This window comes from uncultured Oceanisphaera sp. (assembly GCF_947495715.1).
In the GTDB taxonomy this organism is placed as follows: Bacteria; Pseudomonadota; Gammaproteobacteria; order Enterobacterales; family Aeromonadaceae; genus Oceanimonas; species Oceanimonas sediminis.
Genome location: NZ_CANLZU010000009.1, coordinates 1 through 19921, shown reverse-complemented (window position 1 = coordinate 19921; position 19921 = coordinate 1). Strand labels below are relative to the sequence as shown.

General features: G+C 60.3%; 17 protein-coding genes. 10 read left to right on the top strand and 7 right to left on the bottom strand.

Annotated elements, in window-relative coordinates; translation table 11 throughout:
* The first annotated feature begins 262 nt into the window (after positions 1-262).
* The gene (locus tag Q0753_RS07005; protein ID WP_298718894.1) at positions 263-1021 is read left to right on the top strand and encodes a hypothetical protein; all 759 of its coding nucleotides are present in this window, start codon (positions 263-265) and stop codon (positions 1019-1021) included.
* Between the two features lie 428 nt (positions 1022-1449).
* On the opposite strand, the gene Q0753_RS07000 is transcribed toward Q0753_RS07005, so the two are convergent.
* The 3 genes from Q0753_RS07000 to Q0753_RS06990 form a co-directional block, all read right to left on the bottom strand.
* Positions 1450-2898: an NAD-dependent succinate-semialdehyde dehydrogenase gene (locus tag Q0753_RS07000; protein WP_298718892.1), complete on the bottom strand. Its 1449-nt coding sequence runs from the start codon at positions 2896-2898 to the stop codon at positions 1450-1452.
* Between the two features lie 180 nt (positions 2899-3078).
* Positions 3079-4578, bottom strand: a complete 1500-nt coding sequence (locus Q0753_RS06995; RefSeq protein ID WP_298718889.1) for a sodium:alanine symporter family protein — start codon at positions 4576-4578, stop codon at positions 3079-3081.
* A 536-nt stretch (positions 4579-5114) separates the two neighbouring features.
* A complete protein-coding gene (locus Q0753_RS06990; RefSeq protein ID WP_298718887.1) occupies positions 5115-5873 on the bottom strand; it encodes a M15 family metallopeptidase in 759 nt (252 codons plus the stop codon).
* A 202-nt stretch (positions 5874-6075) separates the two neighbouring features.
* On the opposite strand from Q0753_RS06990, the gene frdA reads away from it, so the two are divergent.
* Genes frdA through frdD form a run of 4 tightly spaced genes read left to right on the top strand, consistent with a single transcriptional unit; the run spans position 6076 to position 9351 of the window.
* Positions 6076-7854 carry a fumarate reductase (quinol) flavoprotein subunit gene (gene frdA, locus Q0753_RS06985; RefSeq protein ID WP_298718885.1) on the top strand — a complete coding sequence of 593 codons (1779 nt, stop codon included), beginning with the start codon at positions 6076-6078 and terminating at the stop codon, positions 7852-7854.
* Complete coding sequence (locus Q0753_RS06980; protein ID WP_298718883.1) at positions 7851-8588, top strand: succinate dehydrogenase/fumarate reductase iron-sulfur subunit; 738 nt, start codon at positions 7851-7853, stop codon at positions 8586-8588. Before frdA ends, Q0753_RS06980 begins: the two co-directional genes overlap by 4 nt.
* A complete protein-coding gene (locus Q0753_RS06975; protein WP_298718881.1) occupies positions 8585-8986 on the top strand; it encodes a fumarate reductase subunit C in 402 nt (133 codons plus the stop codon). The genes Q0753_RS06980 and Q0753_RS06975 overlap by 4 nt, the downstream gene beginning before the upstream one ends.
* On the top strand, positions 8983-9351 hold the full coding sequence (gene frdD / locus Q0753_RS06970) for a fumarate reductase subunit FrdD (RefSeq protein ID WP_298718879.1): 369 nt from the start codon (positions 8983-8985) through the stop codon (positions 9349-9351). Before Q0753_RS06975 ends, frdD begins: the two co-directional genes overlap by 4 nt.
* Before the next feature lie 9 nt (positions 9352-9360).
* Here the strand turns inward: frdD and yfbV are convergent, their stop codons facing one another.
* Positions 9361-9801, bottom strand: a complete 441-nt coding sequence (gene yfbV, locus Q0753_RS06965; protein WP_298718878.1) for a terminus macrodomain insulation protein YfbV — start codon at positions 9799-9801, stop codon at positions 9361-9363.
* A gap of 275 nt (positions 9802-10076) precedes the next feature.
* On the opposite strand from yfbV, the gene Q0753_RS06960 reads away from it, so the two are divergent.
* From Q0753_RS06960 to Q0753_RS06945, 4 genes are all read left to right on the top strand, one after another.
* A complete protein-coding gene (locus Q0753_RS06960; RefSeq protein ID WP_298718876.1) occupies positions 10077-11294 on the top strand; it encodes an acetate kinase in 1218 nt (405 codons plus the stop codon).
* Between the two features lie 9 nt (positions 11295-11303).
* Positions 11304-13472 (top strand): phosphate acetyltransferase, encoded by a 2169-nt coding sequence (gene pta, locus Q0753_RS06955; RefSeq protein ID WP_298718874.1) that lies wholly within the window; start codon positions 11304-11306, stop codon positions 13470-13472.
* Between the two features lie 216 nt (positions 13473-13688).
* A complete protein-coding gene (tpx, locus tag Q0753_RS06950) occupies positions 13689-14189 on the top strand; it encodes a thiol peroxidase (protein WP_367179496.1) in 501 nt (166 codons plus the stop codon).
* Between the two features lie 237 nt (positions 14190-14426).
* Positions 14427-15335 carry a TIGR01777 family oxidoreductase gene (locus Q0753_RS06945; protein ID WP_298718872.1) on the top strand — a complete coding sequence of 303 codons (909 nt, stop codon included), beginning with the start codon at positions 14427-14429 and terminating at the stop codon, positions 15333-15335.
* A 6-nt stretch (positions 15336-15341) separates the two neighbouring features.
* Here the strand turns inward: Q0753_RS06945 and Q0753_RS06940 are convergent, their stop codons facing one another.
* Together Q0753_RS06940 and Q0753_RS06935 are read right to left on the bottom strand one after the other, a co-directional pair.
* Positions 15342-17768, bottom strand: a complete 2427-nt coding sequence (locus Q0753_RS06940; RefSeq protein ID WP_298718870.1) for an FtsX-like permease family protein — start codon at positions 17766-17768, stop codon at positions 15342-15344.
* Positions 17761-18444: an ABC transporter ATP-binding protein gene (locus Q0753_RS06935; protein ID WP_298718869.1), complete on the bottom strand. Its 684-nt coding sequence runs from the start codon at positions 18442-18444 to the stop codon at positions 17761-17763. The genes Q0753_RS06940 and Q0753_RS06935 overlap by 8 nt, the downstream gene beginning before the upstream one ends.
* Here Q0753_RS06935 and Q0753_RS06930 point away from each other — a divergent pair.
* A complete protein-coding gene (locus Q0753_RS06930) occupies positions 18443-19045 on the top strand; it encodes an arylesterase (RefSeq protein WP_298718865.1) in 603 nt (200 codons plus the stop codon). The two genes, Q0753_RS06935 and Q0753_RS06930, sit on opposite strands and share 2 nt — an antisense overlap.
* Here the strand turns inward: Q0753_RS06930 and Q0753_RS06925 are convergent.
* Positions 19042-19713, bottom strand: coding sequence for a DNA-3-methyladenine glycosylase I (locus Q0753_RS06925; RefSeq protein WP_298718863.1), 672 nt, complete (start codon positions 19711-19713; stop codon positions 19042-19044). The two genes, Q0753_RS06930 and Q0753_RS06925, sit on opposite strands and share 4 nt — an antisense overlap.
* Between the last annotated feature and the right edge of the window lie 208 nt (positions 19714-19921).

The window sequence follows — 19921 nt, the reverse complement described above, 5'->3', positions numbered from 1 at the left end:
CATGCCCGCTGTCCGCGCATATTCAAGCCCGAAGCCGGGGGCTCATGAAGGCGCAACCCTGTGGTGAACCGGGGGATGATGCGATGATGAGTCCCGCTGTTGTCATCAAGAACAGCGCCAAAATGAGCCGAATTATTTTCGTGTCCTTGGCTGCTTTTTCACCGATTTGTGATACCTTGCGCGCACCTTATCTTGCAGCCAGATCCAAGCCTGGACTCGTTTAGGTAAACCCTTGTTTTTATTATCTAAAATGGATTCTCAGATGCGTCTGTACCCCTTATTGAAAGTGGCCGCACTTACCCTGCTGCTGAGCGGTTGTGTTGCCCCCCTGCTGGCCATGGGCCAGGGCCAGTTAATGTGGGCCCTGCTCAAGCCCATGGTCGGGCTGGATCCCAACAGCAACAACCTGTTGGAACAACCGCTGATCAAGACCCGAATGACCGGCCTGCTCGGTCCCAACTACGACACCACGGTCAAGCTGCTGCGCACCGCCAGCGAACTGCAACAGGAAGGCCCGCTGTTTTATCTGGCTTCTCGCTATGATCCGCAACAGGGGTCGGAGCGCGCCAGCCTGGTGTGGAACTCTCAAACCAACCAGATGGCGGCATTGCTCAATAACGGCGAGCAGACCAAGGTGTTTACCGAGTCTCATACCGGCAAGGCCGCGGTATGGCCCCAGGCCATGCAGAGCTGGCTGGGCCAGGATGATGGCACAGCGCCGGCGATCTCGCTGGCTACCGCCGCCAAAGCCCCCGCCCTTCCCTTGCCGGCCGTGACCAAAATAGCGCCCGATGCCACATCGGGAGCGGCCAAGTCGGCACAAGACGAATTGCAGGCCGCTCAGGCACAACTGAAAGCGGCTCAGGCCAAAATCAGGGCGCTGGAAACCGCCAAACAGGCGGCAACACCGCCAACGGCTGCCACCACAGAGCCACAAGCCAGCGCCAAGGCCAAGACCGCCCTCGACACCCTGAGTGGCGAGCAGGCCGAAGCGGCAATGGAAGCCCTGCTGAGCCAGTAATACCAAGTCCAGTAATGATCTGATCATATTAAGGCCTCAGATCAGAGGCAACACAGCCGCCTCCCACGACACGCCATGAACCCATCCGTGGGGGCTCGGAAATGCCGTCCATGGCATTTCACGGTCGTGGGAGCCGTTCTCTGTTGCCTCTTTTTGAACACCGAGTTGCCCGAAGGCAGCACCAACAGGCGACTTTGCTGCATCCAGGAGGACAAAGGGATTTGCTCAGCCGACCATCCGCGTCACGGATGGCGCGGCTGAGCCCCCAGGGATGGGTCTACGGCGAGTCGGCGGAGCGGGCCCTTTGTTCGACTTTATATACGAAAATGAAATAGATCACTTGTTTAGTGGGATTGGTATAATAGTGTCGCGATAAAACAAAAAAGGGCGCGGAGTTCCGCGCCCTTTTTTTGCCCGAAAACCGGTGATCAGCCGGTCAAATTGCCCAGATTGACGTACTTGGTTTCGAGAAACTCTTCCAGCCCGATGCGGGCACCTTCACGACCCAGCCCCGACTCCTTGACCCCGCCGAAGGGCGCAACCTCGTTGGAGATCATGCCTTCGTTCACCCCGACCATACCCGACTCCAGCGCCTCCGACACCCGGAACACCCGGTTCAAATCCCGGGTATAGAAATAGGCGGCCAGGCCGAAGGGGGTGTCATTGGCCCGCCGAATGACCTCTTCCTCGTCGTGAAAACGGAAACAGGCCGCCACCGGGCCGAAGGTTTCTTCCTGCGCCAGCTGCATTCCCTCACCGGCCTCGGCAATCACGGTGGGCTGATAGAAGGTGCCGCCCAGATCGTGTGGCTGGCCACCACAGATCAGCCGTCCCCCCTTGTCGATGGCATCACTCACATGACACTCCACTTTTTCCAGTGCCGCCTGGTTGATCAGCGGCCCCTGCTGGGCACCCGGCGTCAGGCCGTCGGCCACGCTCAAGGCACTGGCGGCGGCGGCCAGTTTCTGCACGAAGGTATCGTAAATGCCGTCCTGCACGAAGAAGCGGTTGACACAGACACAGGTCTGTCCGGTATTGCGAAACTTGGAGGCCATGGCACCGGCCACGGCGGCATCCAGATCCGCATCATCGAACACGATGAAGGGCGCATTGCCGCCCAGCTCCAGCGACAGCTTCTTCACGGTATCGGCGGCCTTGCTCATCAGCAACTTGCCGACCCGGGTCGATCCGGTAAAGGACAGCTTGCGCACCACGGAACTGCTCATCATGGCATCACCGATGGCCGGAGCATCGCCGGACACCAGGTTGAGCACGCCCGGCGGCATGCCCGCCCGCTCGGCCAGCACCGCCAGCGCATTGGCGCACAGCGGCGTTTCTTCCGAGGCCTTGACCACGGCGGTACAACCGGCGGCGATGGCCGGACCCACCTTGCGGGTCAGCATGGCGATGGGGAAATTCCAGGGGGTGATGGCGGCCACCACCCCTACCGGCTGCTTCACCACCCAGAGCCGGTTTTCCGCCTTGGGGCTGGGAATGGTCTCGCCGTAGGCGCGCTTGGCCTCTTCGGCAAACCATTCGAGAAAGCTGGCGGCATAGGCTACCTCGCCCCTGGCTTCGGCCAGCGGTTTGCCCTGCTCCAGCACCATCAGCGTGGCCAGTTCATCCTGATGTTCCAGCATCAGTTCATACCAGCGGCGCAATATGGCACCCCGCTCCTTGGGCCGGGTATGGCGCCAGCTGTCAAACGCCCGTTCGGCGGCGGCAATGGCGGTTTGTGTCTCTTCGCTGCCACACCTTGCTACCTTCGCCAGCAAGTCGCCGCTGGCAGGATTATAAACCTCGTAATGGCGCTCGCCGGTGTGCCACTGGCCATCGCAGTACCAGCCGGTTTGCCACAGAGAATTTGAACTGTCCATCGGGCGTCTCCTTAACAGGTGAATTGGCAAATTTTATTGCCGTTATCAAAACGTTATCGATTATCGAGTATAGGTGCAACCCGGCTGTCAACATGGAGCCAGTCCCATCGGGGCCGCGGGACCAGAATAAAAAAGGCCGGGCGATACGCCCGGCCTTTTCAGCAATTCGATTCAGTACGCTTAACCGCGTTCTGCCTCGGCGTCGTTCAATACCTCATCGGCAATGGTGCCGGTTTTGGCTTTCTTGTTCTTGTCCTTGACCCAGATATCGGCGTTCTTGATACCCAGTTTGATCGGATCGAAAGTCGGATCCAGCCCCTGGGCTTTCTGTGCCTCATAGTCTTTCAGGGCGATCAGCGCCGGCTTTTGCAGCAGCAGAATGGCGACGATGTTCAACCAGGCCATCATACCTACGCCGATATCGCCCAGACCCCAGGCCAGCTCGGCCGTTTTAACCGCACCGTATACCACGGATGCCATCAGGGCGATCTTGAGTACGAAGATCATCCAGGGCCTATGTATATGACGGTTGATGTAGGCCACGTTGGTTTCGGCAATGTAGTAGTAGGCAAGAATGGTGGTGAAGGCGAAGAAGAACAGCGCCACCGCCACGAAGGTACCACCAAAGCCGGGCATAACCGACTCTACCGCCGCCTGGGTATAACCCGGGCCGGCCGACACGCCGGGCAGTTGCTCGACGATGACTTCACCCGCTTTGCCCATGACGTTATAGGCACCGGTAATGATGATCATGAAGGCGGTGGCGGTACAGACGAACAACGTATCCACGTACACGGAGAAGCCCTGCACCAGACCCTGCTTGGCCGGATGAGACACCTCGGCCGCCGCCGCAGGATGCGGACCCGTACCCTGACCGGCCTCGTTGGAGTAGATGCCGCGCTTCACACCCCACTCGATGGCCAGACCCAGAATGGCGCCGAAGCCGGCTTCCATACCGAAGGCACTGCCGACGATAAGACCGACCACGTCAGGCAGCATCTCGATGTGCATGATGATGATCACGAAGGCCACCAGTATGTAACCCAGCGCCATGAAGGGCACCACTATCTGGGTGAAGTGGGCAATACGCTTGACGCCACCGAAGATGATCAGCCCCAGCAGCACCACCACCACGGCGGCAGACACAGAGGTGGAAATACCGAAGGCATTCTCGATACCGGAGGCGATGCTGTTGGCCTGAACACCCGGCAACAGCAGACCGCAGCCGATAATGGTCGCGATAGCAAAGATCCAGGCATACCACTTCATGCCCAGGCCTTTTTCTATGTAGTAGGCCGGGCCACCGCGATAGAGGCCGTTGTCGTCTTTTTCCTTGTAGATCTGTGCCAGGGTCGATTCCACGAAGGCGGTACCGGCACCCAGAAAGGCCACCATCCACATCCAGAACACGGCGCCGGGGCCACCGAAGGTGATGGCGGTCGCCACACCGGCGATATTACCGGTACCTACCCGGCCAGACAGTGACAATGTCAGCGCCTGGAAGGAAGTGATACCCGCGGGCGAGGCTTCACCCTTGAACATCAGCCGCACCATTTCCTTGATATGACGGATCTGCAAAAAGCGGGTACGCAGCGAGAAGTACAAGCCCACCCCCAGACACAGATAAATCAGGGGTAAGCTCCATATATAACTATTTATGCCATTAACCAGGTCACTCATATAACGTCCTTTGTTCTGATTAAACCACCCTGCATCAGCAGAACATTCCCTCTATGGGCTATTGATTAACGATTAAACAATGCTCAACCGTTAAGTGTGGAGAAAAATACTCCGCTATCGTCATTAACACAAGCCACACATTTCATTAGAATTATTAATCCTTACGGCAACACTATTGGATCATCTGAATAACATATCATTCGAATTACCACGCCCCTGTGATGCCGAGGCGCCCGGCAGGACGTAAGCCGTTGTTAAAACATGACAAGCGAGAAAATCAGGTCGCGAACCTTAGCACCTGAAACGCATTTTTATTTAAAAATACGTAAAAAAGTTCGTTAATTCGTGCGAATAAAATATTCGTAAACGTGATATTTATCACACCGTTACAAACTGAATAGCGGAAGTCGGCCATCGACATGAGCGAGACAAATCGCGCCGTAAACGGCCGGTTACGGCTGGTAGACCGTCACAGGATCACCTCAAGAGCCCGGTGGGGCCCAACGAATGTTCGGTTCTGGTTCTGGTTCTGGTGTTCATTGCACAAAGTTCGCCACCTGCCGCAACCAGCGTTGCCCCAGCGCTTCCCATGATGTGGCTCCAAACAACGCCGCGTCGGCCTGGCTGTGCCAGGCCCAGGACTGATTGCCGTAATCGAAATGCCACCATTCACTGGCCAGGTTGGTAAAACCGGCGTGGGTCATCACGCTGTGCAGCAGACGACGGTTTTCGATCACGTCGCCCTCTCGGGGAGAGGGCTTGCCGATGGCTTCGAAGGCGGCGCTGTAAGACCAGGGGCTGATATCGTCGAACTCGGTGCCCATATCGAGCCAGTTGCCCTCGCCGTCACACAGGGTGACATCGACCGAGCCGCCGGTCAGGTGCGGGCTGGGAGCCTCGGGCTCGCGGCTGGGCGGCGCCACGAAATGCCGAATACGCGCCAGCAGTTCGGCAGCACTGTCACCGGCATGATGCAGCCGCATGGCCGTAGACAAGGTATCAAACAGATATTGCTGCACCGTGAACGGGCGCCAGCCGTCCAGTACCACCAGCTCGATGCCGGCCGGCAGCAACCGGGCCGCCTTTTGCAGGCGCGACAGCACCGACCGGCGCACGTAACAGTCGCTCAGTGCGTCCGGTACCCCCAGATGAAAATAGGCCGGATAAACCCGCAGCGGCGAAGCAACCAGCCCCAGCGGTACCAGGGGTTCATCGTTTTCCATAATGGGTAACGCATGCAGTTGCGACCAGTCCGGCTCGGGTTGCGCCGCAATGGCCTGGGACAAGAAGTTCATGTGACTCACCAGTAATAACAGACAGAGGACTCAGACTCGCCAATGCCGGCGATTTTTGCAAGCTTGCGGCATGGCCGTAACGCGCCTGACAAAAAAGGCTTCAAACAGCGCCAATGTTTATCGCTTTATGATGCATATCAACGCCATCGGCTCCAATAGAAGCTAAGGTGAAGCCCCATAGTGCTTACCTCAGGAGATGACCGTGCACACCCTATCGCTGGATATCGCCGTTATCGGTGCCGGTGGCGCCGGACTGCGTGCCGCCATTGCCGCCGCCGAGGCAGATCCCACACTGCAGGTGGCGTTGCTGTCCAAGGTCTACCCGATGCGCTCCCACACGGTGGCCGCCGAAGGCGGTGCGGCTGCGGTGATCAAGGATGAAGACAGCCTGGAGCAGCATTTCAACGATACCGTGTCCGGCGGTGACTGGCTGTGCGAGCAGGATGTGGTGGAGCGCTTTGTCGCCGAGTGCCCGCGCGAGATGATCCAGATGGAACTATGGGGCTGCCCCTGGAGCCGTCGGCAAGACGGCGGCATCAATGTGCGCCGCTTCGGCGGCATGAAAACCGAACGCACCTGGTTTGCCGCCGACAAAACCGGCTTTCACCTGCTGCATACCCTGTTTCAGACCTCGACCCGCTACCCGCAGATCCAACGCTTCGACGAATATTTCGTGCTCGATTTGCTGGTCGATAACGGTCGCGTTCAGGGGCTGGTGGCACTGAACATCGCCGACGGCGAACTGGTACAGATTCACGCCAGGGCGGTGATCCTGGCCACCGGCGGCGCCGCCCGGGTGTTTCGCTACAACACCAACGGCGGCATCGTCACCGGTGATGGCATGGCCATGGCCTATCGCCACGGTGTGCCGCTGCGGGACATGGAATTCGTGCAGTATCATCCCACCGGCCTGCCCGGATCGGGCATTCTGATGACCGAAGGATGCCGCGGCGAAGGCGGCATTCTGCTCAACCGCCACGGCGAGCGTTATCTGCAGGACTACGGCCTGGGGCCGGCCACACCACTCGGCGAGCCGCGCAACAAATACATGGAGCTGGGCCCGCGCGATCGGGTATCGCAGGCGTTCTGGCATGAGCTGCAAAAAGGCAACACCATCAGCCACCCGCTGGGCGAAGTGGTGCATCTGGACCTGCGCCACCTGGGTGAGCAGAAAATCAAGGAGCGACTGCCCTTTATCTGCGAACTGGCCAAGGCCTACGTCAACGTGGATCCGGTGAAAGAGCCGATTCCCATTCGCCCTACCGCTCATTACACCATGGGCGGCATAGAAGTGGATAAGCAGGGGCAAACCTGCATCGGCGGGCTGTTCGCCATCGGCGAGTGTGCCTCCAGCGGCCTGCACGGCGCCAACCGGCTGGGCTCCAACTCCCTGGCCGAGCTGCTGGTGTGTGGCCGCCGGGCCGGTGAAAGCGCCGCCCGTATCGCCCGCGAACGTCCGGAAGTGGACGCCGCCGTCCTGGAACCCGGCCTGCAGCGCATTCAAGGCTGGCTCGAACAAATCCGCAGCCGCCGCGGAGAGGAAAACTGGGCCCAACTGCGCGACGAGCTGGGGCAGACCATGGAAGCCGGCTGCGGCATCTACCGGCGCGAAGAATTAATGCAGGCCACCATCGACAAGATTGCCGAGCTGAAACAGCGCTATCGCCACATTCGCATTCACGACACCGGGCGGGTGTTCAATACCGATGTACTCGGTGCCATCGAACTCGGCTACAGCCTGGATGTGGCCGAGGCCATGGCCCACAGCGCCATTCAACGCCGGGAGTCTCGCGGGGCCCACCAGCGGCTGGATGAAGGCTGCCGGCAGCGGGATGACACCAACTACCTCAAACACAGCCTGGCCTGTTACCGTGAAGGCGCCGCCCCCGAGATTCGATACAGCGCGGTCACCATTACCCGCTCGGCCCCCGCCAACCGTGCCTACGGCGCCGCCGGCGAACAGGGAGAACAACACCCATGAGCCAGAAGAAACGCATCACCATACTGCGCTATAACCCGGAGCAGGACGAGGCCCCGCATCCCGAACATTACGAGGTGCCCTGGAACGACACCACCTCGGTGCTGGATGCACTGAACGGCATCAAGGACCAGGTCGATCCCAGCCTCAGCTTTCGCTGGTCCTGCCGCATGGCCATTTGCGGCTCTTGCGGCTTCATGGTCAACGGCGAGCCCAAACTTGGCTGCAAGACCTTTCTGCGGGACTACGACGAACTGCACATAGCGCCACTGGAGAACTACCCGATTGAAAAGGATCTGGTGGTGGACATGGTGCCCTTCGTCGAGCGTATCGAGGCGGTCAAACCCTATATCATCGGCAATGACAGAACCGTGGAGCAGGGCCCCAACCGGCAGACCCCGGCCCAGATGGACGCCTATCATGGCTTTTCCCAGTGCATCAACTGCGGCCTCTGTTATGCCGCCTGCCCCCAGGTGGGGCTCAACCCCGCGTTTCTTGGTCCCGCCGCCATTACCCTGGCCCGGCGCTACAATCTGGACAGCCGGGATCAGGGCAAGGAAGAGCGCATGGCGCTGATTAACGGCAAAGACGGCGCCTGGGGCTGCACCTTCGTTGGTTATTGTTCCGACGTCTGCCCGAAAGAGGTGGATCCGGCCGCCGCCGTCAACCAGAGCAAGATCGACTCCGGCGCCAGCTATCTGCTGGCCGCCCTGCGACACGTCAAGGGGGACAGATGAGCGCACGAAAACCCTATATTCGACCGGTCACCGCCGGCTGGTGGCTGAAAAAAGCGCCCTACCGACGCTATATGCTGCGAGAAGCCACCGTGCTGCCGCTGACCTTTTTCTCGCTCTGCCTGCTGGCCGGACTGTGGGCGCTGACACGCGGGCCTGCGGCCTGGGCCGGCTGGCTGGACTTTATGGCCCAGCCACTGGTGATTGGGCTGAACCTGCTGGCACTGGCCGGCAGCCTGTTTCATGCCGCTACCTTCTTTTTGATGATGCCCCGGGTCATGCCGGTCAAGGTGCGGGGCCAACGGCTGCCGGCCATGCAGGTGGCGGCGGCACAGTGGGCCATCACCCTCGGCATCAGCCTGTTCTGTTTGCTGGGTTTTGTGTTCTGGGAGGGCATATGAAAACCATTGATCGTCATCCACCTCGTTCGGAAGAGCCGATATGGTGGAGTCTGTTCGGCGCCGGTGGCAGCTGGTTTGCCATGATGACCCCGATTACGGTGCTGTTGCTCGGTGTGCTGGTGCCGCTGGGCCTGCTCAGCCCAGACTACCTGAACTACGAGCGTGTGCATGCCTTTGCCGGCAGCTGGGTGGGTGCCCTGTTGATACTCGGCTCCATCATATTGCCGCTGTGGCATGCCATGCATCGCCTTCATCACGGCACCCAGGATCTCAAACTGCGCTTGGGGCGGGCCGGCAAGGTGGCCTGTTACGGCTTTGCCGCCCTGGTGTCACTGTTGAGCCTGTGGTTGATCTTGCACCTGTAACGAGCGGCATCAGAGATCGCGGATAAACGACTTGTCCAGCTGCTTGAATGCCAGGGTGAGGGTTTCGCCCAGCTCGAAATAACGGGGCCGGGCCACCGGCTCCTGAATGGGCACACCGGCGGCGGCAATTTTTGCATACAGCTGCCGATACCAGTTCACCAGCGTCGGCGGCAGCCGGGTGTCGGCCCGCTTGCCCAGCCAGTACAGCCCCTGTACCGGCAGGCTGGCCAGAAACAGCGCCGAAGCAACCACGCCGGGCCAGTATTGGGGATGACCAAGCTGAAACTGGATCAGCAGGCTCAGGACAATCAGGGCCGGCATGGCGCGAAGCCCCAGCCGAGTCGCCGATATCACCCGGTATTCGGGAAACAGGGCCGCCAGCTGTCGTTCTTGTGGCCAGACACCGAGGTAATCGTTGCCGCGGTGCAGGGTCGAGGTAAAAGTGCCCATGGTTCCTCCAGACGGGACGCCACTTTACAGGTAAGTGGTCATTAATGGACGCAGGTCAAAAAATCGAACTATGATTCTGTTATTTTACGACAGGAGAGCGGTATTATCCCGCCTTCATTTAATCCGGCATGACCGGGTCCGTCAGGGATGGCGAAGATGCGGCTTCCGACAGGAAGGGCAATCAACGCTTTAAGGATTGAGTTCAACCGACATTTATTGTCCGATCACCGATTTGGGACAACACATTTTCGTAGCCCTGACGACAAGGTTTATCAATGACTAGCAAGCTGGTACTCGTGCTTAACTGCGGCAGTTCATCGCTCAAGTTTGCCATCCTCAACGCCGAAAACGGCCAGGAAAAGCTGTCCGGCCTGGCCGAATGCTTTTACCTTCCCGACACCCGTATCAAATGGAACCTGAACGGTGAAAAAGGCAGTGCCTCGCTGGGGGCCGGTGGCGCCCACCAACAGGCGCTGGACTTTATTGTCGAGCAACTGCTGAAGCCCAATCCGGAGCTGATGACCCATTTGTGTGCCGTCGGGCACAGAGTGGTACACGGCGGAGAACACTTCACCCAATCGGTATTGATCGACGAGTCGGTGATCCGGGGTATCGAAGACTGCGCCAGCCTGGCCCCGCTGCACAACCCGGCTCACCTGGTCGGCATTGCCTCGGCGCGCCAGTCTTTTCCCGAACTGCCCCAGGTGGCGGTGTTCGACACCGCCTACCACCAGTCGATGCCCGAGTCGGCTTACCTCTATGCCATTCCCTATCATCTGTATCGCGACCACGCGATTCGACGCTATGGCATGCACGGTACCAGCCATTATTTCATTGCCCAGCAGACCGCCGCCCGGCTCAACAAGCCGATGAACGAGCTGAACATCATCAGTTGCCACCTGGGCAACGGCGCTTCTGTGTGTGCCATCAAGAACGGCGAATCGGTCGATACCTCCATGGGGCTGACCCCGCTCGAAGGCCTGGTCATGGGTACCCGCAGCGGTGATATCGATCCGGCCATCATCTTTCACCTGCACGACACCCTGGGCTACAGCACCGACCGCATCAATACCATGCTGACCAAGGAGTCCGGTCTGCTGGGCCTGACCGAGCAAAGCAGCGACTGCCGCTTTGCCGAAGACAACTATCATCAGTTGCCTGCCGCCAAACGGGCGCTGGATATTTTCTGCTATCGGCTGGCCAAATATATTGCCGGCTATGGCTGCGCGCTGGATGGTCGTCTGGATGCCATCGTCTTTACCGGCGGCATCGGCGAAAACTCCGCCATGGTGCGGGAGCTGACCCTGGCCAAGCTCGGCCTGCTGGGCGTGACGCTGGACCCAGAAGCCAATCTGGCCGCCCGCTTCGGCAACGCCGGATGCATTACCACCGCACAAAGCACCCCCGCCTGGGTGATACCGACCAACGAGGAATGGGTGATTGCCCGTGACGCGCTGGCACTTTCCGCTCCTTCACGTTCCGCTCAACAATAAGAGGGTCTCATGGCCAGAACCATAATGCTCATTCCCGTCAGCGGCGGTGTCGGTGCCACCTCGGTCAGCCTCGGCATGGTCCGCGCCATGGAGCGCAACGGGGTTAACGTCACTTTTTTCAAGCCGGTGTCCCAGCCGCGCCAGCGCAGCAAGATTCAGGATCACTCCACGGCGGTGATCGCCAACGGCTCCAACATCACGCCGCCGGAGCCCTTTGCGCTGACCTATGCCGAAAGCATGATCTCCCGTGGCAACCTGGACGTACTGCTGGAAGAAATTGTTGCCCGGGTTGAAAAGCACGTCGCGGACAGCGGTGCCGAAGTGGTGGTGGTGGAAGGCCTGATCCCCACCGACAAACAGCCCTTTGCCAATCGCATCAATTACGATGTGGCCAAGGCGCTGGATGCGGACATGGTGTTTATCACCCAGCCGGGCAACGACACCAGCCAGCAACTGAAAGAGCGCATCGAACTGGCCTGCTCCAGTTTCGGCGGCATGCTCAACAAACGCATCGTCGGCTGCATCATCAACAAGGTGGGCGCCCCCATGGATGAGCAGGGCAATACCCGCCCCGATCTCACCGAGATGTTCAATCCCAACAACAGCAATACCCAGTACATTCCCAACCTGGAAGTACTGCAGGTGTTCGGCAAGACGCCGTTGCGCATTCTGGGCTGTATTCCCTGGAATACCAGCCTGGTGGCACCGCGGGCGGTGGATCTGGCACGCCACCTCAATGCCACCATTCTCAACGAAGGCAAACTCCACAGCCGCCGGTTACAGAGCGTCACCTTCTGTGCCCGTGCCCTGCACAACATGGTGCAGCACTTCAAGCCCGGCAGCTTGCTGGTGGCCTCGGGCGATCGCTCGGACGTGATTGTCTCGGTATGTCTGGCGGCGATGAACGGGGTCAAGATCGGCGCCCTGCTGCTCAATGGCGGCTATCATCCCGAGCCCCAGATCATGGATCTGTGTCAGCGCGCCATCGAATCCGGCCTGCCGGTCCTGATGGTCAATACCAACACCTGGCAAACCGCCGTCAGCCTGCAGCATTTCAATCTGGAAATTCCGGTGGACGATCTGGGCCGTATCGAACGGGTGCAGGATTACATGGCCAGCCATATCGACAAGCATTGGATTGAATCCTTGAGTGCCAAGTCAACCCGCAGCCGTCGCCTGAGCCCACCGGCATTTCGCTATCAGCTGACCGAGCTTGCGCGCCGTGCCGCCAAGCGCATCGTGCTGCCGGAAGGCGAAGAGCCGCGCACCATCAAGGCGGCGGTGATCTGTGCCGAACGGGGTATCGCCCGCCCGGTACTGCTCGGCAATCCGGAAGAGATCCAGCGCGTCGCCGCCCAGCAGGGGGTGGTGCTGGATGAGAGGGTAGACATTATCGACCCGGCCGTGGTGCGCGAACATTATGTAGAGCGGCTGGTCGAGCTGCGCAAGGCCAAGGGCATTACCGAGGTGGTGGCCCGGGAGCAGCTGGAAGACAACGTGGTACTGGGCACCATGATGCTGGAACGCGACGAGGTGGACGGCCTGGTATCCGGCGCCATCAATACCACCGCCAATACCATACGGCCGCCGCTGCAAATCATCAAGACCGCGCCCGGCTCGTCGCTGGTGTCGTCGGTATTCTTCATGCTGCTGCCGGATCAGGTGCTGGTGTATGGCGACTGCGCCATCAACCCGGATCCCAGCGCCGAGCAACTGGCGGAAATCGCCATTCAGTCGGCCGAGTCGGCGCTGGCCTTCGGCATAGAGCCGCGAGTGGCGATGATCTCCTACTCTACCGGCACCTCCGGCACCGGTGCCGATGTGGACAAGGTGCGTGAAGCCACCCGCCTCGCCCAGGAGAAACGCCCGGATCTGGTGATTGACGGCCCGCTGCAATACGACGCCGCCATCATGGAAAACGTGGCCAAGTCCAAGGCGCCCAACTCGCCGGTGGCGGGCAAGGCGACGGTGTTCATCTTTCCGGATCTGAACACCGGCAACACCACCTACAAGGCGGTGCAGCGCTCGGCCCAGCTGGTGTCTATCGGCCCCATGCTGCAGGGCATGCGCAAGCCGGTGAACGATCTGTCGCGCGGCGCCCTGGTGGACGACATCGTCTATACCATCGCCCTCACCGCCATTCAGTCCGCCCAGCTGGCCAGCAAAGCCAAGGGCTGAAACCGCTCGCCATCGCTCTGGGTAGGTCATCTGCGGGAATGACGACAGACATTTCTCAAACTCCGTCCGCTCCTCATATGTTGTGCATTCACGGCATATGAGGTGCGGCGTTTTTTTGGCTATACCTTAACCAACAAGCTTGCCGCACAAAAATAAAAACCTTTTCCTTATGGTGAAAACTGGTAACTTAGCCCCTTTCACACAAGGAGATAAATCATGTCTACAGTGACTTTTCAGGGTAATTCCGTCGCCGTTTCCGGTCAGTTTCCAAAGGCCGGCCAGGCCGCACCCGATTTCACCCTGACCGGTGCCGACCTCAACGATATCCGCCTGGCTGATTTCAAGGGCCAGAAATTGCTGCTCAACATCTTCCCCAGCGTAGATACCGGCGTGTGTGCCACCAGCGTGCGCACCTTCAATGAAAAAGCCGCCGCCCTGAGCAACACCAAGGTACTGTGTGTTTCCATGGATCTGCCGTTCGCGTTTGGCCGTTTCTGTGCCGCCGAAGGCATCGAAAATGTAGACGTGGCTTCCGCTTTCCGTCATACCGAATTCCTCAATGCCTATGGCGTGGCCCTGAGCGATGGTGCCCTGCGTGGTCTGTCTGCCCGTGCCGTGGTGTGCATTGATGAGCAAGGTCAGGTGGTTTACGGCGAGCGCGTTGCCGAGCTGACTGACGAGCCAGCCTACGACGCGGCCATCGCGGCGCTGTCCTGATCCTGCCGGATCCCTGTTCGATCTGTTTTTTGATGTAATATCAACAAACTAGAGATACTGCCCGGGGTAATCTACAGACTTACTCACAGTTTATGTGGATAACCCCGGCTTCTTTTCCGTCTTTTTCCCTTCCCGCTCCCCCAATCCTCCCGCGTTATATCCGTAAGTCTCTGTTATTCTGATGATGTATTATCGTCCAATGGGGCGAACACCTGGCTCAAGACGGAGGAAGGAATCATGAATATATTGCTTACCGGTGGTACCGGCTTTATCGGCCAACGCCTGATGAGCCACCTGCGGCCACATCATCAGGTGACCGTTCTGAGTCGTACCCCGAACAAGGTTTATCAGCGCCTGGGACACGATATCGAGGCTCTGCCCTCGCTGGAGCAGCTCGAAAACCTGGATCGGTTTGATGCGGTGATTAACCTCGCCGGTGAACCCATCGCCGATAAGCGCTGGACCCAGACCCAGAAAGAGCGCATCTGCCAGAGCCGTTGGCAAATTACCCAACAGCTGGTGGAAAAACTCAAGGCCGGCCAGCAGCCGCCCAAGGTGCTGATCAGCGGCTCGGCGGTCGGCTTTTATGGCCGCCAGGGCGATGCGCTGGTGGATGAAGACTCCCGCCCGCACAAGGAGTTCAGTCATGAGGTCTGCGCCCAGTGGGAACAACTGGCACAGGCGGCAGAAAGCGAGCAAACCCGCGTCTGTCGTATTCGTCTGGGAGTGGTGCTGGGCGCCGAAGGCGGCGCCCTGAAGAAAATGCTGCCCGGTTATCGCATTGGCATGGGCGGCCCCATCGGCTCCGGCAAGCAGTATATGTCGTGGATTCACATCGAGGATGTAGTCAATCTTATCCTGTTTTTACTGGAGCACGACGCCTGCAGCGGCCCCTTCAATGCCACCGCCCCCGAGCCGATGACCAACGAGCATTTCAGCCGCACTCTGGCTCGAGTGCTGAGCAAGCCGCATTTTGCCCGTATTCCCGCCTGGGCCATGAAATTGCTGTTCGGCGAAATGGCCGATCTGCTGCTGACCGGCCAGCGGGTGATGCCGGTTCGCCTGCAACAGGCCGGATTCCATTTTCGCTACCCGACCCTCGACAAGGCGCTGAAAGAAACCCTGAATACACCCCAGAGCCGCTGAACTCGCCTAGCCCCACTGGCGCAGGCGCGCCATCAGGGTGCCGCGAGTCACACCACCGGCTCGTCCGGTCAACAGCAAGAGCCCGGCGCCCAGCAACGGCAGTCCGATCCAGATGTGCGGATGCGGCTGCCATGGCAGTCCCAGCCACCAGGGCAGCAAGATAGCCACACACAGCTCTACCGCCAACGCGGCCGCCAGCCCCGAAACCAGACCGGCCGCCAGCCATTCCCAGCGTAACGACGCCGAGATCAGCCGCTCTCCGGCCCCCAGGGTACGCAGCAACACCAGCTCGCGTCGCCGGCTCTCCAGGGTGGTTTCCATCTGCGCCAACAGCACCAGCAGGCTGGCACCGGTAACCAGCAGCATGATCACCAGCAACGCCTGCCCCACCTGCGCCAGCACGGTGCGCAGTTGCTCCAGCAAGGCGTCTACGTCCAGCAGGGTAACGGTGGGAAAGGCCCGAATCAATTCGACGTCGAATGCCTGCTGTGCCGGCGGCAGATAGAAGCTGGCCAGCCAGGTCACCGGGTAATCCGCCAGTACATCGGGGCTGAAAATCAGGTAGAAATTGGGCTTCATGCTGTCCCAGTCGACCTCCCGAATGGTACGCACCTCGGCCGAAACCTGCTGTCCGGCCAGATCCAGCGTAAGACGGTCGCCCAGTGTCAGCCCCAGCCGTTCGGCCAGCCCGGATTCAACCGACACGCTGTCGGCCAGGGTCGACCAGTCGCCCTGCAGAATGCGGTTACCGTCCGGCAATTGCTCGCCATAGGTCAGGTTCAGCTCCCGGCCCAGGCCACCACCGCGACCACTGTCTACATCGGCCACCGCCGGCTGCTCATTGATGGCGCTTAACCGCCCGCGCACGATCGGATAGAACTGTGAGCGATCGAGTCCGGCCCGATCCAGCCGCTGTTGCAGCGGATCCCGCTCGTGGGTGGCAATGTTGATCAGAAAGCGGTTCGGCGTATCCGGTGGCAGCCGGGCCAGAAAACCGTCGACCAGCTCACCGCGCACCACCCACAGCAGAGTGCCCAGAAACAGCGCCAGCGCCACACCGCCAAACTGCACCAGGGTGGTCATGCGCGCCCGTTGCAACCGGCTCAGTGCCAGTCGAAAGGCCACGCTGCCGCGCCGACGACGGGCCAGCGCCAGCAACAGCCAGCACAATCCGCCCAGCAGCCCCATCAGGGTGACCAGCCCCAGCAGCAGCCCGATGGCCAGGCCGGCATCACCGGCAAACACCCAGCTCAGCACAAAGGTGCCCGTCAGCAGAATGCCGGCGCTCCACCAGGGCGAAATGCGGGCCTCGGCCTCGTTGCGCAGTACTCGTAGCGGCGGTACCTTGAGCAGGCGTGCCATCGGCACCACCGACAACATCAGGGTGGTGAGCAGGGCAAGCCCCGCCGCTACCGCAAACGGCGTCAGCGAGGGCGGCGGCAAGGGCACGGCCAACGCCTCGCCCAGGCTCAACAGAATCAGCTTGTGCAGGCCGTAACCGATCAGCGCCCCCATCACCGCGCCCAGCACCAGCAGCGTCAGCAGCAGTCGGCTGAGCCAGCCGAACAACTGACGTCGAGTCGCCCCCAGAGTTTTCAGCAGCGCCATCCGGTCCTGCTCGCGGCGCGAAAAATAGCCCATGGCAATGGCCATGGCCAGAATGCCGAGCAGCACCCCGGTGAGTGACGCCAGGCGAAAAAACTGCTCGGCGCGCACCAGTGAACGGGCCACCGGCGTGTCTGCATTGTCCGGCCCGCGCCAGCGCTGGCCCGGCAGCAAGCGGGGTTGCAACCAGTCGGCATAGCGCTGCAGATCGGCCTCGGCCCCCGCAAACAGATAGCGATAACGTACCCGGCTGCCTGCCATCAGAATGCCGGTGGCGGCCACATCGTCCCGATGGATCATCGCCCTCGGCGCCAGCAGCATGGGCGAAAAGCCCTGATCCGGCTCGCTGACCAGCTCGCCGGCCACCTGCAGTTCGAGATTGCCCAGCTCGATACGGTCTCCCGCCTGCACCTGCAACAACGCCAGCAACCGGGACGACAGCCAGATGGTGCCGGGTTGAACTTGCCCCGCCGGCGCCAGCTGCAAATCACCGTAAAAAGGAAAGGCCTCATCCACCGCCCGCACGCTGGCCAGCTGCAGCGCCTCGCCGGCAAAGAGCACGCTCTGGAACGCCTGGGTGCGCGAGATGGCCAGCCCCAGTTGTTGCGCCTCAAGCAGCCAGGCCTCGGGAGCCGGTCGACTGCCGGACAGAATGCGATCGGCGGCAATATAATCCCGGCCCGACACCTTGATCGCCTGATTCAGCCGATCCGCCACCAGGGTCACGCTGAGCATGCTGGCCACACTCAACGCCAGCGCCAGCATGAACAGCCGCAACGGCCCCCGGCCCGCTTCCCGCCAGATCAATCCCGGTCCGAGGCTACGCATGCTGCTCTTCCAGACGACCGGCGGTCATCAGCAAACGTCGCTCGCAGCGGCTGGCCAGCGCCTCGTCGTGCGTCACCATCACCAGGGTGGTGCCGTGTTTTCGATTCAGCTCGAACAGCAGCTCGATGATCTGGCCGCCGGTATGATGATCCAGATTACCGGTCGGCTCGTCCGCCAGCAGAATATCCGGCTGGGTCATGAAGGCCCGGGCAATGGCCACCCGCTGCTGCTCGCCACCGGACAACTGACTGGGAAAATGACGAATCCGCGCCTGCAGTCCGACCTGCTCCAGCAACTGCCGGGCCCGTTGTTCGCCATCGCGACGGCCCTGCAACTCGGCGGGCAGCATGACATTCTCCAGTGCGGTCAAGGTGGGCAACAGCAAAAACGACTGAAACACGAAGCCGATATGACGACCGCGCAACCGGGCGCGCTGCTCTTCGTCGAGCGTCGACAACGACTGACCGCTGATGTCGATGTCGCCTTCGGTGGCGCGATCCAGCCCCGCCAGCAGACCGAGCAAGGTCGACTTGCCGGAGCCGGACGCCCCCACCAGCGCCAGGCTCTGGCCAGGCTTGACTTCCAGCTCTATCCCCTCAAGGATGGTGAGTGATTCGTCGCCCAAACGCACCTGGTGGCTGAGCCCGGCCACTCGAATAATCGGAGAAGTTGTCATGCCTCGTTTCCTTCTGATGATACTGCTGTTGGTGTCATCCGTTACCCATGCTAACACCGTCCTTATTCTGGGTGACAGCCTCAGTGCCGGATATCGAATGAGCATCGAGCAGGCCTGGCCAACCCTGCTGGCCGAACAATGGCAGCGGGAAGGTCGCCAGATTGAGGTCATCAACGCCAGCGTCAGCGGCGACACCACCCAGGGCGGGCTGCAACGACTGCCCCCCTTGCTTGAGCGTCACAAGCCGAGCCTGGTGATGCTGGAGCTGGGCGGTAACGACGGTCTCCGCGGCCTGCCGCCGCCCTTGATTAAACGTAATCTGAAGGCGCTGATCACACTGGCAAACCAGGCCGGGGCCAAGGTGGTGCTGACCGACATTCGACTGCCGCCCAATTACGGCCGCCGTTACCTGCAACAGTTCGAGTCCATCTTCGGCAAGCTGGCCGAGGCTTATCAACTCCCGCTGTTGCCGTTTTTTGTGTCTCCGCTTATCGGTGAAAACGGCATGATGATGGATGATGGCATACACCCCACGGCGGTGGCTCAGCCGTTAATCGCCCGTCAGGTGCATGAGTTTCTCACCCCCCACCTCGCTCATTAACCGATGGAGCAGGCGATGGTTTTGCTGATTTCACTGAAACCGAGTCCGCTTTGCTCTCGCCATTCGTTGAAGGCCGCCTGGGCCTGGGCCATGCCTTTTTTGCTGCCGAGACCGGCGCTGATCACCTGATGATGGCGCAGATAGGCACTGACATCATGGGTAAAGACGAAGGTATCGACGCCCAGTCGTCGCAGACCATAGGCGGCGATATTGCCCCCCAGCAGTTGCCCGTGCTGCTTGATTTGCAACCAGAGTCCGGTGAGATCATCGGTCGGCCACTGGGCCACGAAGGCGCCAAAGCCACCATGCTCCCGACCCAGCTCCAGTACCATGCGGGCATTGACCGGTACGGTCGCTATCTTTTTGGGGTGGCGCACTATGCCCGCATCGTTGTTGAGCCGCTCCAGATGATACTCGTCCAGCAGCAGCATTTTTTCCGGATCGAAGCCAAAGAAGGCCCGCTCGAACTCCGGCCACTTATTGCGAATTACGCGCCATACGAATCCTGACTGGAACAGGCTCATGGTGAAGGAAGACAACCAGCGGTCGTCGGGAATCGCCGCCAGTTCGGCAGGCGTGCGCAAGGGGGTGGCAATCAGCTGCATCAGCGCCGCCTCTCCGCCGTGGCGATCGCAGGCGCGCTGAAAGATATGGTCGAAGTGCTCCATAAATAAAGTCTCGTTTGGGTTTGGTTCAATTGTGCGTGGAGCACGCGAAAAAGGCCATAGGCGAAACGTCGGTATGCGGAATGCACAAAAAAGCCGCTGCATTTCTGCAGCGGCTTTTTTGATTCCACAATATAAGTGGTGGAGCTACGCGGGATCGAACCGCGGACCTCTTGCATGCCATGCAAGCGCTCTCCCAGCTGAGCTATAG